The organism is Solirubrobacter ginsenosidimutans (assembly GCF_027587205.1).
The window spans coordinates 126096-141155 of the sequence record NZ_JAPDOD010000005.1 but is presented as its reverse complement, the minus strand read 5'-3'; the positions used below and the strand labels follow the sequence as shown (position 1 = coordinate 141155).

Sequence of the window (15060 nt, the reverse complement as noted above, 5' to 3'; positions counted from 1 at the left end):
TCACCCCGGCGAGGGGGTGTGTAACCAGAGCTGCATGGCAGGCAGCTCTCGTTCCGCACCCCCACCCGCGCGCCACGTCGAACAGGGCGACCTGATCGAAACTCGCGCTCAGACCCTCAAACGCCCACGGTCGACCACGGCGACCGGACGGGCAGCGCCGGCACTCCCGCATCCCTCACCGGCGCAGTTGACGTTCGCCCCCCCTCGCCTCGGAGGGGCGTGACCCCGGGGGCGACTCACTGGCCGCTCAAGCGGGTCAGTCGGACGGCACCAGGACGTCGGCCAGGCCGAAGGCGCCGGTGCGGCGGGCCGGCAGCGTCGGCATCCAGGTGGGGTCGACCGAGCGGAAGGACTCCGGGTCGGCGTCGATGATGCCGACCAGCACCTCGCCCACGATCCGGCCGCCGACCGGGCCGAGCTGCTCGCCGTCGTGCAGGGCGGAGGCCTCCTTGAGGATGTAGAACCACAGCGGCGTCTCTCCCACCCACCCCTCCCCGGCGAGGCCCACCTGCTCGGCGCTCAGCGCGGGCACCCCGAGGCGCTGCGCGACGGCCTCGCCGGACGGAAGGCCGACGGCTTGGCCACGCTGGAGATCGCGGTTGGCGAGCGACGCGTAGTCGGTGCCGGGCTCGGAGCCGGAGATCTGGGTCGGCAGGGCGATCAGCGGGGCGGGCAGCCGCGAGTCGATGCGCTTGGCGCGCTGCGCCGGAGCGTGGCCCTCGACGTCGATCTGCAGCGCCCAGTCGACGGTGTGATCGGGCGGGACGGGGCCGAAGCCCATGAGATCGGGGAACACGGGGCAGGGGCCGAAGTGCTCGTTGATCTGGTAGCGGTCGCGGATCTGGGCGTGGCCGTAGCGGTAGGCGGCGTCGGCGAACTCGAACGGGATGTACGGGTCCTCGTCGATGCGGTACAGCTGCGGGCCGTCGTCGAGCAGCTCGGCGGTCAGCTCCGCGCCGATCAGCGAGGGCAGGAACTCGCGCAGGATGACGTGCTGGTAGTGCCAGGTGGCGGCTCGCCGCGCCGCCTCGAAGACGTCCGCTTCGGCGAGCTCGTCGTCGCGCAGGCGATCGACCAGCCGGTTGTGGAGGTTGATGAAGGCGACCAGCATCTGGCTGGTGAACAGGTGCACGTCGTTGCGCGGGTCGCCGATCAGCGCGATGCCCTCGTGGTTGCGCGGCACGTCGATGCCCGTTGGCGAGAGCAGGAGCTTCGCGGGATCGTCCTTGCCGTAGAGGTACGGCGAGCCCACCGGGCCCGCTCCGTAGAGGCCTTCCAGGTTGGCCTTGGGGACGCGGAAGTTGCGGACCGCGGCGACGTCGGCGCGATGGCCGAGCGGCGAGCGATCGGCGGTGATGTCGTGGGCGATGAACTGCCCGAAGAACGGCCACACCGCGGCGACGTGCGAGTCCGGGTCGTCGCCGAAGTCGACGCCGAGATCACACGGGCCGCCGGGCCGGCCGAGCGCGTGCAGCGCGTCCTCGTCGGAGTCGAGCGCGGGAAGGTCGTCGAACAGCGAGCGGTAGCGCCCGCCGTAGATCGGCGCGTCGACGCGTTCGGGCGCCAGGCAGTGGTCTCGGGCGATTCGCGCGGCATGCTGACTCATGACCGGTCTCCTTGCTGGATCAAAGTGATGGCGACGACCGACGCACAGGTTGCCGCGATCGCCGCAAGGACGACCGCCTCCCCGACCCATCCGGCAGCGATGGGAAGCAGGAGGATGACGAGGCAGCTGCTCGACACCAAGGGGAGGCGGAGCACCGGCTGCGGCACGATCGGCGAGTGCAGCGCCCACGTCAGGAAGACGAAGATCGCGACCGGGATCGCGAGCGCGTAGCCGATCACGACCGGCGACGCGGCGACGTGGTGCCCGGTCTGCTCGACGGCGATCTCCAGGCCGGCGCTGATCGCGGCCAGCGCCGCCAGCAGGCCGTAGTGGCCGTAACCCCAGATGAAGGAGCGTTCGCGGTGGGCGACGAGGCCCTCCTTCGCGGGCTGGAGGAAGTAGAGCCACCAGAGCGCGAAGACGAGCACGAGCCCCGCGCCGCCGATCGCGACCAGCGGCAGGCTGAAGCCGCCCGCCGCCACGGCGCTCTCCACACCGGAAGACGCCGCGAACACGCTCTCGCCGAGCAGGATGATCGCGAACAGCCCGTAGCGCTCGGCGATGTGCTGCGGATGCCAGGCGGTGGCGCCCTTGCGCTCGGCCCAGACCGGGATCGCCAGCTCGAAGAGCACCAGGGCGACGAACGCGGCCAGCCGCGCGGAGTCCGAGAGCAGGCCGGCCTCGTCGAGCAGGAGGCGCGATATCCAGGCGAACTCGGCGACCGTGATCCCCGCGGCGTAGCGCAGCGCGGTGCTACGGCTGGTGGGGTCCTCGAACGCCGCCCGCAGCCAGTGCGCCACCAGGCCCACGCGCATGATCGCGTAGCCGATCGTGACCGCCCGGTAGTCGCTGTGATCGAGCGCGGCCGGCACGCCGGCCGCGAGCACGAGCACGCCGGCCATCTGGACGAGGGTCAGCAGGCGGAACGGGACGTCGTCGGTGTCGAACGCCGACGCGAACCACGTGAAGTTCACCCACGCCCACCAGATCGCGAAGAACACTTGGAGGAACGGCACGATCTCATCGGCCGCGTCGCCGCGGCCGATCGCCCCGGCGAAGTACCGCGCGAGGCTCGCGATCGCGATCACGAAGGTGAGGTCGAAGAGCAGCTCGAGCTGGCTCGAGGCGCGGTGCGGCTCATCGGTCGCGCGCGCGACCATCGGAGTGCGGATCAGAAGGGTCACATGGACGACGGACCGGACACGCCCGCCGTTTGTGACGGCGGTGTCACATCCCGGCGCGCTGTCCGGTCATGCGGGGTGAATCGCATCCCAACGAAGGGCAATCCCATGAAGATCGTGGTCATCGGCGGCACCGGGCTCGTCGGTTCGCAGGTCGTGAGCAAGCTCGGCGAGCACGGGCACGAGGCCATCGCCGCGTCACCGAACACCGGCGTCAACACGCTCACGGGCGAGGGCCTGTCCGAGGTGCTCCAGGGCGCCGACGTGGTCGTCGACGTCTCCAACTCGCCCTCGTTCGAGGACGCCGCGGTGCTCGAGTTCTTCCGGACGTCGACCGGCAACCTGCTGGCCGCGGAGAAGGCGGCGGGCGTGGGCCATCACGTCGCGCTCTCGGTGGTCGGCACCCAGCGCATGTCCGACAAGGGCTACTTCCTCGCCAAGGCCGCGCAGGAGAAGCTGATCCGCGAGTCCGGGATCCCGTACTCGATCGTGCACGCGACGCAGTTCTTCGAGTTCATCAAGAGCATCGCCGCGCTGGCGACCGACGGTGACACGGTCCGGCTCCCGCCGGTGCTGTTCCAGCCGCTCGCGTCCGAGGACGTCGCCAAGGCCGTCGGCCGGACCGCGGTCGGCGCGCCCATCAACGGGATCGTCGAGGTCGCCGGCCCGGACCAGTTCCGCATGGACGAGCTCGTCGGCCAGGCGCTGCAGGCCGCGGGCGACCCGCGCCAGGTCGTCGCCGACGCGGATGCCCCGTACTTCGGCGACTACGCCGTCGACGACACGACGCTCGTCCCCGGCGACGGCGCCCTGATCGGCGACGTCCACTTCCAGGACTGGCTCGAGCGCCAGCTCGCGGCCGCCTAGCGCCATGCCACCTGTGCGGGTGATCGTCACCGGCCCGGAAGAGGCCGCGGACTTCAACACCGAGTTCTGGTGCGGCGGCGAGTTGATGGCCATCACCGTCCTCCATGACGGGCAACTGCACCTGCGGATCGATCCCCGGCGCGACGGCGAGCCGTGGCTGATCGAGACCACGAGCCTCGGGCGCGCGCTCGAGAGCGCGGCACACCAGATCGCCGAGTACTGACCCCTTCGTCGCACAAGGAGGCTCCGATGAGCCCACGACTGATCTACCTGCTCAGCACCGGGCACGCGCCGCCGTGCGAGCGCGACCGGAGCGATTCGCTGACCGCCGCGGCCCGGATGCCGGGTCGCCGGCAGCCGCGTTGGCTGCGCCACGCGCTGGTGCTCGCCTGATGTCGACCGACACCCACACCTTCGCCGAGCGTTCGGAGGAGGAGCTGTCGTGGGCCGGTCTCGCGATCGCGGAGACGATCCGCGTGGTCGAGATCGCCGTGATCGCGCTCGCGGCGCTGCTCGTCTGCCCGCCGCTGCTGATCCTCGCCGTCGTGGTCATCGTCCCGGCCATCGCCCTCGCGGTGGTCGTCGGGACGGCGGTCGCGGTGATCGCGCTCCCGGTCTTCGTGGTCCGGCACCTGCATCGCCACCGCGCGGGAGAGGCGCACGCGCGGGTGCATCGCCTCGCGCAGCTGGGCCGGCGGGACTCGGCCCTGGCGGCCTCGCGCCTGCGCCGCGGCGCCACCCGCCTGCAGGCGAAGCTCTACGTCAAGCACGACCGGACCGTGGCACGATGAGCGTCCTCGACGCCCTCTCCACCCGCCCGCGGCAGCTGCTCGGCATCGACGACCTCACCGCGTTCGACTTCGAGGCCCTGCTCGACATGGCGGCGGTCATGAAGCGCCACCCGCTGGCCTGGCGCAGCGCCCTCGAAGGGCGCGCGGTCGCGTGCCTGTTCGAGCAGCCCTCCACGCGCAGCCGGGTGTCGCTGGAGGTCGCGATCCACCGGCTCGGCGCGCTGCCCGTGATGCTCAGCCCGGCAGAGCTGCGGCTCGATCAGGGGGACACCGTCGCCGACACGGCGCGGGTGCTCTCGTCCTACTGCGACGCGATCGCGGTTCGCACCACCCACCATCGCGACCTGCTCGAGCTCGCCGAGCACGCGTCCGTGCCGGTCATCAACGTGCTCACCGATCGCGAGTATCCGTGCCGGGCGCTGGCCGACTGCCTCACGCTGCGCGATCGCTTCGGCGACCTGCGCGGCCTGCCGCTCGCCTACATCGGCGACTGTGAGGCGGTGGCGCAGTCGCTGATCGAGGCGGCGATGCTCACGGGCCTCGAGGTGCGGATCGCGGCGCCGCCGACGGCCCTGCCCGATCCGGCGCTCTTGACCCGCGCGGGCGAGCACGTGCGCGTGTACGAGTCGCCGCGCGAGGCGGTGCGCGACGTCCTCGCCGTCTACGGCGCGGCCTGGCGGACCGAGCTGCCCGACGCGTACCGCGTGACGCCCGAGCTGCTGGCGGGCGCCTCCCCGCGCGCGGTGTTCCTGCACGCGATCCCGACCGCTCGCGGGCGCGAGGTCCACCGGGACGTGCTCGACGGCCCCCGCGCGCTGACGTCCGAGCAGGCGGCGAATCTGCTGCCGATCGAGCAGGCCGTCCTGCGCGCGCTCGTCACCGGCGATCTGGAGGTCTGAGCCGCCGGGTCGCGATAATGCGACCCGGGCATGGGACTGCTGGGCCGTCAGAGCGAGTGCGAGGCGCTGGAACGGCTCGTGGCCGGAGTGCGGGACGGTGAAAGCCGGGTGCTGGTCCTGCGCGGCGAAGCCGGCGTCGGCAAGACGGCGCTGCTGGAGCATCTCTCGGGGAGCGCCGCGGGGTGCCGGATCGTGCGCGCCGCCGGGGTCGAGTCCGAGATGGAGCTTCCGTTCGCCGGCCTGCACGGGTTGTGCGCGTCGCTCCTCGGCCACCTGCGGCAGCTGCCGGTCCCGCAGGCGGCTGCGCTCAGCACGGCCTTCGGCCTCAGCGCCGGCCCGCCGCCGGACCGGTTCCTGGTCGGCCTCGCGGTGCTGACGCTGCTGGCCGAGGTGGCCGAGGAACAGCCGCTGGTGTGCGTCGTCGACGACGCACAGTGGCTGGACCGCGTGTCGGCGCAGACGCTGGCGTTCGTCGGGCGCCGCCTGCTGGCCGAGCGGGTCGGCCTCGTGTTCGCGTCGCGCGAGACCGGTGAGGAGCACGCGCTGGGCGGGCTCCCGGAGCTCATGGTGGAAGGTCTCGGTGCCGCCGACGCCCGCCTGCTGCTGGACGCGACGATCCCGGGGCCGCTGGACGAGGCGGTGCGCGATCGGATCCTCGCCGAGGCCGCCGGCAACCCGCTCGCCCTGCTCGAGCTGCCGCGCGGCCTGACCCTCGCAAGCGTCGCCGGCGGGTTCGGGCTGCCCGGCACGATGACCCTGGCGAGCCGCATGGAGCAGGGGTTCGCCCGGAGGCTGAAGCCGCTCCCGGCGGAGACCCGGCGCCTGCTGCTGCTGGCCGCGGCCGACCCGGTCGGCGACGTCATGCTCCTGCGGCGGGCGGCCGAGTTGCTCGGCATCCATCCCGACGCGGAGGCTCCGGCGCAGACCGCCGGCCTGATCGCGATCGGCACCGGGGTCCGGTTCCGGCACCCGCTGGTGCGCTCGGCGGCCTACCGGGCGGCGACCGCCCCCGAGCGCCGCGAGGTCCACCGGGCGCTGGCGGAGGCGACCAACGCCCAGCTCGATCCCGACCGTCGCGCGTGGCATCGCGCCAACGCGGCCGAGGGTCCCGACGAGACCGTGGCCGATGAGCTCGAGCGGTCGGCCGGACGCGCCCGGGCCCGCGGCGGCGTCGCCGCGGCCGCCGCGTTCCTCGAGAAGGCGACGGCGCTGACCCCGGACCCCGCTCGGCGTGCGCACCGCGCGCTCGCCGCCGCGCAGGCGAAGTTCGAATCGGCCGCTCCGGATGCCGCGCTCGAGCTGCTGACGATCGCGGAGCTGTGCCCGCTGGACGACCTGCAGCGGGCCCGGCTCGCACGCCTGCGCGCGGAGATCGTGTTCGCGCTCAGGCGCGGGCGCGACGCTCCGCCGCTCCTGCTCGAGGCGGCGAAAGAGCTCGAAGCGCTCGACGGGGCGCTGGCGCGTCAGACGTACCTCGAGGCCGTGGGAGCCGCGATGTACGCGGGTCGCCTCTATTCCGACTCGGGCGTGCGCACGGCCGCCGAGGCCGCCCGCGCGGCGCCCGCCGCGGCGGGGTCGCCGCGCCCCATCGATCTCATCCTCGACGGCATGGCGCGGCGGTTCACGGAGGGACCCGCCGCGGGCGCGCCGCCGTTGCGGGCCGCGGTCCAGGCCTTCCGCGACCAGCCGCTCGACGGTCACGAGGAGACGATGCGCTGGCTCCTGCTGTGTCCGGTCGTCGGGTCGATGGCGGTGTTCGAGCTGTGGGATGACGACGCGTTCGAAGCGCTCGCCGCGCGCGGCGTGCGGCTCGCCCGGGACACCGGTGCGCTGACCACGCTGCCGGTCGTCCTGCCGTATCTGGCGGGCGTGCGCGTGTTCGGCGGCGAGTTCGGCGTGGCCTCGTCACTGATCGCGGAGGCCGACGCGATCATCGGCGCGACCGGCAACGCGGGCCTCGTGTACTCCACGGTGTTCCTGGCCGCATGGCACGGGGTCGAGGGCGTCGCGCAGGAGCTCATCGACGCGGGTGTCGCGAGCGCGATGGCGCGCGGCGAGGGCAGGGTGCTGGCGCTGGCGGGCTATGCGACCGCGGTGCTGAACAACGGCCTGGGCCGCTATGAAGCGGCGATCGAGGGTGCCCGGCGCGGCAGCCAGGACGACGTCCAGGGCTACACCGGCTGGTCGCTGGCCGAGCTCGTCGAGGCGGGTGTGCGCTCCGGCCGGCCGGAGGTCGCCGCCGCGGCGCTGCCCGGTCTGGAGGAGCGCACCCGCGCCGCGGGGACGGACTGGGCGCTCGGCGTCCTGGCGCGCTCTCACGCGTTGGTGAGCGAGGGCGCGGCCGCCGAGGCGCTCTACCGCGAGGCGATCGAGCGGCTCGCGCGCACCCGGATCCGCGTCGAGCTCGCCCGCGCGCGCCTGGTCTACGGCGAGTGGCTGCGCCGAGCGGACCGGCGGGTGGACGCGCGCGAGCAGCTGCGCTCGGCCTACGCGGCGCTGGCCGCGTTCGGCTCGGAGGCGTTCGCCGAGCGCGCCCGCCGCGAGCTGCTGGCGACGGGCGAGACGGTGCGCCGGCGGACGGCCCAGACGCGCGATCTGCTGACTCCCCAGGAAACCCAGATCGCGCGCCTCGCCGCCGATGGGCACACGAATCCGGAGATCGGCGCCCAGCTCTTCATCAGCCCGCGGACCGTCGAGTACCACCTGCGCAAGGTCTTCGGCAAGCTCGACATCAACTCGCGCAGGGAGCTCTCCGGGGCCCTCTAGGTGCTTGAAAGTCAACTGCGCCGGGTGGGGAGGGGGAGTGCCCGGTCGCTGTGGTTGACCGTGCGCGTTTGATGGTCCGTTCGCGGGTTTCGATCAGGTTCGCACTGGTCGAGTTGGCGCGCGGGTGGGGGGTGCGGAACGAGAGCTGCCTGCCAGGCAGCTCTGGTTACACACCCCCTCGCCGGGGGGGCACTCGGGACATTAGGCCGCCAGGCTGAGGCGGGCCGGTTCGATGGCGTCGGCGAGCACCTGCTCGAGCGCGGTGAGCTCACCGGTCTGCGCCGCCGCGAGGAACGCGTCGAGCAGGTCCTGGTGCGCGGTCGCGTCGAGCGCCCAGCGCGGCGGCTCCGACAGGCGACGGCGCGCGCGGGTGACGATCTGGCGGACGTTGGCCTCGCTGAGCTCGAGCACCTCGGCGATCCGCCGGTGGGGATAGTCGAAGGCCTCGCGCAGGACGTAGACGGCGCGCTCGGTCGCAGACAGCCGTTCGAGCAGCATTCCCAGCGCCCGCCCGACGCCGTCGACCTGCTCCGCCGCCCCTGACGGGTTGGCGTCCAGGTCGACCGGGTCCACGGTCCACGTGCCGACCGGCGACTCGCGGCGCACGCGAGCCGACTGCCGGACGTTGAGCGCGAGCCGGGTCGTGGCCGTCGTGAGGAACGCGGCGGGGTCGCGCACCTGGCCGCGATCGGTCTCGTGCCAGCGCACCCACGCGTCCTGCACCACGTCGTCGGCGTCGGCGGGGTTGATGAGTACCCGCCGGGCGATGCGCAGCAGGCGAGGACGCGCGTCGACGAACGACACCGCGTCGGCTTCGGACACCGCGGTCATGCGACGACCCGCTGGAGCTCGAACGCGACACGCGGCTCTTCGACGGGGGCGCGCGCTGCCCGTCGCTGGTACCGGCGCAGCAGCAGGTACGGCGGCGCGAGCAGCAACACGGGGATGGCGGCCACCGCGAGCGTCGCGACGACCACCGTCAGCAGCACCAGGAACGGGCCGCTCAGCACCAGCCCGAGCAACAGCCACGGGCCGAGCAGGAAGGCCAGTGCGGGGCATGTGGACGTGATGGAGTTCATGCCGTCGAGCTTGCTCTGATGCCGCCCCGGTCTCATCCGGGCGACTCCCGAGTCCGATGCCCAGTCACCTACGCGTGGGGCACTAGGGACACGCGCGGATAAGGTGACCGGGATGATCACGCTGCGTGGCCGCGGCGACGAACGCGAGCGGCTCGACCGGCTGCTGCAGGGCGTCCGGACGAGCACCAGTGCGGTGTTGGTGCTCCGCGGCGAGGCGGGGATCGGCAAGACCGCGCTGCTCGAGTACGTCGCCGAGCAGGCGTCGGAGTGTCGCCTGGCGCGGGCCGCGGGCGTGCAGTCCGAGATGGAGCTGGCTTTCGCCGGCCTGCATCACCTGTGCGCGCCCCTGCTCGACGGGCTCGACCGGCTGCCGGTGCCGCAGCGGGAGGCGCTGCAGACGGCGTTCGGCGTGCACGAGGGCGGGCCGCCCAATCGCTTCCTGGTCGCGGTGGCGGTCCTGAGCCTGCTGGCCGAGACGGCCGAGACGCGTCCGCTCGTGTGCCTGATCGACGATGCCCAGTGGCTCGATCGCGCCTCAGCGCAGGTGCTGGCCTTCGTCGCCCGCCGTCTGCTGGCCGAGCCGATCGCGATGGTCTTCGCCGTCCGCGAGCCGACGGACACCGACGCGCTCGCGGGCCTGCCGGAGCTGACCGTCGAAGGGCTGACCGACGTCGACGCCCGCTCGCTGCTGGCCGCGGTCGCGCCAGGGCGCCTGGACGAGCAGGTGCGCGAGCGGATCATCACCGAGACGCGCGGGAACCCGCTCGCGTTGCAGGAACTGCCGCGGCGACTGACCTCCGCGCAGCTCGCGGGCGGCTTCGGGCTGCCGGACGCGCGCCCGCTGGCCAGCCGCATCGAGCAGAGCTTCCTCGAGCGCGTCCACGCGCTCCCCCGCGACACGCAGCGGCTGCTGCTGACCGCGGCGGCGGAGCCCGTCGGCGACGCGAACCTGCTGTGGCGCGCCGCCTCGCGGCTCGGGATCGCGACCGAAGCCGGCCGGCCGGCCGAGGCGGCGGGGCTGTTCGAGCTGGGCACGCGCGTGGAGTTCGTCCATCCGCTGATCCGCTCGGCGGTCTACCGGGGAGCGAGCCCGAGCGACCGGCGCGACGCGCACCAGGCGCTCGCGGAGGCGACCGATCCGACCATCGATCCCGACCGTCGCGCATGGCATCGCGCGCACGCGACGGCTGGGCCCGACGAGGACGTGGCGGCCGAGATGCTGCGCTCGGCCGACCGGGCGCAACGGCGCGGAGGACTGGCGGCGGCCGCCGCGTTCCTGCAGCACGCGACCGATCTGACCCCCGATCCGGCGCGCCGCGGCGAGCGCGCGCTGCTGGCGGCGCAGGCGAAGCTCGACGTCGGCGATCCGGCGACCGCCGCCGAGCTTCTGAGGGCGGCCGAGCTCGCCCCGCTGGACGCGCTCCAGGGCGCCCGCCTCGCGCGGCTGAACGCGCAGGTCGTGTTCCGGGTCCGCCGCGGGCGCGACGCTCCGCCGCTGCTGCTCGACGCCGCCCGCCGCCTGACCGGCCTCGATGCGACGCTCGCCCGCGACACGTACCTCGACGCGCTCACGGCGGCGATGTTCGCCGGCCGTCTCGCAGCCGGGCCCAGCGTGGGCGAGGTGGCCGATGCCGCCGGCTGGGCGCCGCGGGGCGAGGAGCCGCCGCGCGCGGCCGATCTGCTGCTCGATGCCCTGGTGACGCGGTTCACCCGGGGCTACGCCGCCGCGGTGACGTCGCTGTCGGCGGCGCTGCGGGCGTGCGCGGAGCGGGATGAGACCCGCTGGCTGTCGGTCGGCTGCCGGCTCGCCCAGGACCTGTGGGACGACGAGCTCTGGGGCGCGCTGGCCACCGGCGGCGAGCGCGTCGCGCGCGACACCGGCGCACTGAGCCTGCTGCCCGTCGCGCTCACTTACCGCGCCGCGCTGGACGTGCACGCGGGGCGGTTCGCCGCGGCGGAGGCCCTGATCGAGGAGACCGACGCGATCGGGCAGGTGAGCGAGAGCGCGCCCGTCAAGTACGCGTCGCTGATGCTCGCCGCGTGGCGTGGCGATCACGCGCGGGCGATCGAGCTGTTCGAGCCCGCGCGGCGCGAGGGGACGGCGCGCGGGGAAGGCATGGGCCTGGGCGTGCTCGACTGGGCGACGGCGCTGCTGCACAACGGCGGCGGCCATCACCGCGAGGCGCTGGAGGCGGCGCAGCGGGCGTGCGAGCACGACGACGTCGGGACGTATGCGTGGGCGCTGGCGGAGCTGATCGAGGCCGCCGTCCGCGAGGGCCGCCCGGACGAGGCCGCCGCCGCGCTCGCCCGCCTGAGCGAGCGCACGCGGGCGAGCGGGACCGATTGGGCGCTCGGGATCGAGGCCGGCTCGCGCGCGCTCGTCCACGACGACGAGGCCGCGTATCGCGAGTCCGTCGAACGGCTCGCCGGCACGCGCATGGCGCTGCAGCTCGCGCGCAGCCGGCTCCTGTACGGAGAGTGGCTGCGACGCGAGAACCGGCGCGTCGACGCGCGCGAGCTCCTGCGGGCCGCGCACGGCGCGTTCAGCGATATCGGGGCCGAGGCGTTCGCCGAGCGCGCGCGCCGCGAGCTGCAGGCCACCGGCGAGACCGCGCGCCGGCGCGACGCGGACACCCGCGACGTCCTGACGCCCCAGGAGGCGCAGGTCGCGCGGCTGGCCCGCGACGGGCACACGAACCCGGAGATCGGTGCCCAGCTGTTCATCAGCCCGCGGACGGTCGAGTACCACCTGCGCAAGGTGTTCCGCAAGCTTGACGTCGCGACGCGCCGGGATCTCCGCCAAGCACTCGCCTGTTAGGGGTGTAGCGCGGCGCGCAGCACGGCGATGGCCTGGGCGATCGCGGCCCGCGTCGCGCGCGTCTCGCTGAGCGGGTTGAGCATCATGAAGTCGTGGATCGCGCCGTCGTAGCGGACGGTGGTGACCGCGACCCCCACCGAGCGCAGGCGCGCGGCGTAGGCCTCGCCCTCGTCGCGCAGGACGTCGGCCTCGTCGACGATCACCAGCGCGGGCGGCAGCCCGGCGAGCTGCTGGTCGACCGCGCGCAGCGGTGACGCGTACGCCTGGTTGCGGGTCTCGAGGTCGGGCGCGTAGGCGTCCCAGAACCACGCCATCGCCTTCGCGGTCAGGTGGTAGCCCTCGGCGAACTGCCGGTAGGAGGGCGTGTCCATCCCCGCGTCGGTGACGGGGTAGAACAGCGCCTGGTAGATGAAGCGCACGTCCCCGCGGCCCTCCGCCATCAACGTCAGCGCGGCGGCCATGCAGCCGCCGACGGAGTCGCCGACGACGGCCATCCGGTTGGCGTCGATGCCGTGGGCGGCACCGTCGCGCATGATGTGCTGGGCCACGGCGTAGCCCTGCTCGATCGCGACCGGATAGCGCGCCTCGGGGGAGCGGTCGTACTCGACGAACGCGAGCGCCGCACCGGTGCCGGCGACGAGCTCGCGGACGAGCCGGTCGTGCGTTCCGGCGTCGCCGAGCACCCAGCCGCCGCCATGCATGTAGAGGATCACCGGGAGCGGAGCGACGGCATCGAGCGGCCGCAGCAGGCGCACGCGCACGTCGCCCACATCTGCGGGAACCGTGAACCAGGTCTCGTCGACGGGCAGCTTGTCGATCGGCGCGGCCTGGACGTCGTCGAGCACCGTGCGCGCCTGCGCGGGCGTCAGCTCGTAAAGGAGCGGCGGCTGTGCGGCCGCGTCGGCGAACGCCTGCGCCGCGTGCTCGAGCACGACCGGCGAGGTGAGGGTGGGAGCGGTCATGCCCTCAATGACCGGACCGCGCCCCGTTTCGTGACAGCTCGGCTCGGCCGGTGCGCAGGACGCAGGGGTTGGACGCGTAGTCGCGCGCTTCGTCGAAGATGCGGCTCAGGCTGGCGTCGGCCAGGCGGGTGTCGGCGTCGAATCTCCGGAAGCGGGGCACGATGCTCGTCACGATCCAGCGCCAGCGGTCGTCGTAGCGGGTGATCCGCGGCCACGCTTGCGCACGCAGCGCCGGTGGGATCCCTCGCGTGAGCGCGTAGAGGTAGAACGAGGTGAAGTACGAAGCCTCCTCGCGCATTCCGCGCACCTCGAAGGTCAGGGCCGAGCCGATCGAGAAGAGCCTGGCGAACGCGCACGAGAGCCGATCGAGGTTGGGTTGCACCAAGGCGTGCTGCTCGTGCTGGAGCAGTTGGACGTTGCCCTTCCAAATCAGGGCGGTGGCCGTTCGTCGCGCCTCCGGTGAGGCTGCCGTGTCCTCCAACACCCGGCGTCCTTGGTCGATCGACTCAAAGCCGGAGAGGACGGCGGCGTAGTGGGGCTCCGCTCCCAGGAGCGCGCGAAGGCACTCGATCCCATCCTCGGCGGTGCCGTACGCGAGGTGCGCCCAGAAGATGTCGTCGAAGATGGCGTTGTTCGTCTCGCGGATCGTGTTGACGTCCGCGAGCAGCAGCGCCTTCTGACGACGCAGGCTGTGGGGGATGTCCACGTAGCCGGTGCGATCGGTGTCCAGCCGGAACGGAAAGAGGGCGAGCCGGACGTGGTGGGACGCGAACGCGGCCATGCCGGCCCACTTGAAGTACTCGGGCAGGAACGTGTACAGCCAGGCGTAGCGCGACGAGATCTCGATGTTGCGGTGAAACGCGCAGGGCTGCTCGGTCAGGAGTCCCTCGCCCAGCGCCTTCCACTCGGCGATCGTCTCCGGCACCCCATTGCGGTGGACGAGCTCGTGCGGTGGAGGGATGAGCTCCTCTCGTGTCCTCACCTTCGCCCCATCTTCCCGTGGCCGGTTCGTTCGGTCAAGCTGGTGCCTATGCACGTGTCGCTACGAGAAGTGCGAGACAGCGATCTGCCCGTCTTCTTCTCCCACTCGAACGATCCCGAGGGGATGTGGATGGCGGCGTTCACCGCCAAGGACCCAACGGACCGGGCCTACTTCGAGGCGCACTGGGCGCGCATCCTCCAAGACCCGTCGAACATCACGCGTACCGTCGTCGGCGACGGTGATGCGGTCCTCGGGAGCGCCGCCGTCTACGGCCCGCCCGAGGAACGTGAGGTCACCTACTGGATCGGGCGGGAGTACTGGGGCCGTGGAGCGGCGACCGCCGCGCTGCGGGAGCTGCTCAGCGTCGTGACGGACCGTCCGTTGCGTGGCCGCGCGGCGGCGGACAACCATCGCTCGATCCGGGTGCTGGAGAAGTGCGGATTCGTGTTGACCGGTACCGAGCGGGGGTTTTGCGAACGCACGGGGCGAGGAGATCGACGAGGTCGTCCTCACCCTCGAGTGACGATGGTGGCGAGGAAGTCCTGGAAGGCCTGGTCGGTGCGTGCGGTGTCGCCGGTGGCGGCGAGGTCCGTGAGCAGGCCGCGGATGACGGCGAGCACGACGGTCGCCAGCTCGGGGCGGCCGAGACTGCGCATGCCTTCCTCGAGCGGCGCGAGCCAGTCGGTCGTCGCGGTTCGCCGGAACCCGGGCCAGAGTGGTTCTCCCGCCGTGTCGTGCAGCCGGCCGAACATGCGGAGGTACGGCTGGCCCTGGGGCCCGGAGATCGCGGACCAGGCGCGGTCCAGCGTGGCCGGGTAGGGCTCGTCGGGTCGCAGGCGTATGAGGTCGGTGAAGGCCTCGACCTGGCGGCGGCGGGCCTGTCCGAGGACCTCGCGGAGCAGTCCGTCGCGGGTCTCGAAGTGGTAGATCAGCATCCGGCTCGAGGTGCCTGCGGCGGCGGCCAGCGGCCCGAGCCGATCAGGCAGCCCGTGCTCGAGCGCGTAGTCGGTGCACGCGTCGAGGAGCCGCTGCTTGATCTGCGGCTGGCGCTGCCTGCCCATCGCCGCATGTTTTCACGTAACGATCGGTACGTCTATCGTTGCCCGACA

14 protein-coding genes and 1 pseudogene are annotated in these 15060 nt (G+C 72.9%); 8 read left to right on the top strand and 7 right to left on the bottom strand.

The window, feature by feature from the left end; translation table 11 throughout:
• Nucleotides 1-256 precede the first annotated feature (256 nt).
• Complete coding sequence (locus tag OM076_RS08865; protein WP_270039189.1) at nucleotides 257-1606, bottom strand: peroxidase family protein; 1350 nt, start codon at nucleotides 1604-1606, stop codon at nucleotides 257-259.
• Nucleotides 1603-2790, bottom strand: a complete 1188-nt coding sequence (locus OM076_RS08860) for a low temperature requirement protein A (protein ID WP_270039188.1) — start codon at nucleotides 2788-2790, stop codon at nucleotides 1603-1605. The genes OM076_RS08865 and OM076_RS08860 overlap by 4 nt, the downstream gene beginning before the upstream one ends.
• A gap of 105 nt (nucleotides 2791-2895) precedes the next feature.
• Here OM076_RS08860 and OM076_RS08855 point away from each other — a divergent pair, with 105 nt between their 5' ends.
• The 6 genes from OM076_RS08855 to OM076_RS08830 are packed head-to-tail and all read left to right on the top strand — an operon-like array spanning nucleotide 2896 to nucleotide 8110.
• Nucleotides 2896-3654: an SDR family oxidoreductase gene (locus OM076_RS08855; protein WP_270039186.1), complete on the top strand. Its 759-nt coding sequence runs from the start codon at nucleotides 2896-2898 to the stop codon at nucleotides 3652-3654.
• A gap of 4 nt (nucleotides 3655-3658) precedes the next feature.
• The gene (locus tag OM076_RS08850) at nucleotides 3659-3877 is read left to right on the top strand and encodes a hypothetical protein (protein WP_270039185.1); all 219 of its coding nucleotides are present in this window, start codon (nucleotides 3659-3661) and stop codon (nucleotides 3875-3877) included.
• Between the two features lie 26 nt (nucleotides 3878-3903).
• Nucleotides 3904-4047, top strand: coding sequence for a hypothetical protein (locus tag OM076_RS08845; protein ID WP_270039183.1), 144 nt, complete (start codon nucleotides 3904-3906; stop codon nucleotides 4045-4047).
• Nucleotides 4047-4445 carry a hypothetical protein gene (locus tag OM076_RS08840; RefSeq protein ID WP_270039182.1) on the top strand — a complete coding sequence of 133 codons (399 nt, stop codon included), beginning with the start codon at nucleotides 4047-4049 and terminating at the stop codon, nucleotides 4443-4445. The genes OM076_RS08845 and OM076_RS08840 overlap by 1 nt, the downstream gene beginning before the upstream one ends.
• Complete coding sequence (locus tag OM076_RS08835; RefSeq protein ID WP_270039180.1) at nucleotides 4442-5344, top strand: Rossmann-fold NAD(P)-binding domain-containing protein; 903 nt, start codon at nucleotides 4442-4444, stop codon at nucleotides 5342-5344. The genes OM076_RS08840 and OM076_RS08835 overlap by 4 nt, the downstream gene beginning before the upstream one ends.
• 30 nt (nucleotides 5345-5374) lie before the next feature.
• On the top strand, nucleotides 5375-8110 hold the full coding sequence (locus OM076_RS08830; protein ID WP_270039178.1) for a helix-turn-helix transcriptional regulator: 2736 nt from the start codon (nucleotides 5375-5377) through the stop codon (nucleotides 8108-8110).
• Nucleotides 8111-8311: 201 nt separating this feature from the next.
• On the opposite strand, the gene OM076_RS08825 is transcribed toward OM076_RS08830, so the two are convergent.
• Nucleotides 8312-8941, bottom strand: coding sequence for a sigma-70 family RNA polymerase sigma factor (locus OM076_RS08825; RefSeq protein WP_270039176.1), 630 nt, complete (start codon nucleotides 8939-8941; stop codon nucleotides 8312-8314).
• Nucleotides 8938-9189, bottom strand: a complete 252-nt coding sequence (locus tag OM076_RS08820; RefSeq protein WP_270039174.1) for a hypothetical protein — start codon at nucleotides 9187-9189, stop codon at nucleotides 8938-8940. The genes OM076_RS08825 and OM076_RS08820 overlap by 4 nt, the downstream gene beginning before the upstream one ends.
• Nucleotides 9190-9301: 112 nt before the next feature.
• Here OM076_RS08820 and OM076_RS08815 point away from each other — a divergent pair, with 112 nt between their 5' ends.
• Nucleotides 9302-12007 carry an ATP-binding protein gene (locus OM076_RS08815; RefSeq protein WP_270039172.1) on the top strand — a complete coding sequence of 902 codons (2706 nt, stop codon included), beginning with the start codon at nucleotides 9302-9304 and terminating at the stop codon, nucleotides 12005-12007.
• Here the strand turns inward: OM076_RS08815 and OM076_RS08810 are convergent.
• Both OM076_RS08810 and OM076_RS08805 read right to left on the bottom strand, forming a co-directional pair.
• A complete protein-coding gene (locus tag OM076_RS08810) occupies nucleotides 12004-12969 on the bottom strand; it encodes an alpha/beta hydrolase (RefSeq protein ID WP_270039170.1) in 966 nt (321 codons plus the stop codon). The two genes, OM076_RS08815 and OM076_RS08810, sit on opposite strands and share 4 nt — an antisense overlap.
• Nucleotides 12970-12973: 4 nt before the next feature.
• A complete protein-coding gene (locus OM076_RS08805; RefSeq protein ID WP_270039169.1) occupies nucleotides 12974-13951 on the bottom strand; it encodes a DUF2515 family protein in 978 nt (325 codons plus the stop codon).
• 48 nt (nucleotides 13952-13999) lie between these two features.
• Here OM076_RS08805 and OM076_RS46795 point away from each other — a divergent pair.
• Nucleotides 14000-14474, top strand: a pseudogene (locus tag OM076_RS46795) (GNAT family N-acetyltransferase).
• Here the strand turns inward: OM076_RS46795 and OM076_RS08800 are convergent.
• On the bottom strand, nucleotides 14461-15012 hold the full coding sequence (locus OM076_RS08800; RefSeq protein ID WP_270039168.1) for a TetR/AcrR family transcriptional regulator: 552 nt from the start codon (nucleotides 15010-15012) through the stop codon (nucleotides 14461-14463). The pseudogene OM076_RS46795 and the gene OM076_RS08800 sit on opposite strands and share 14 nt — an antisense overlap.
• Between the last annotated feature and the right edge of the window lie 48 nt (nucleotides 15013-15060).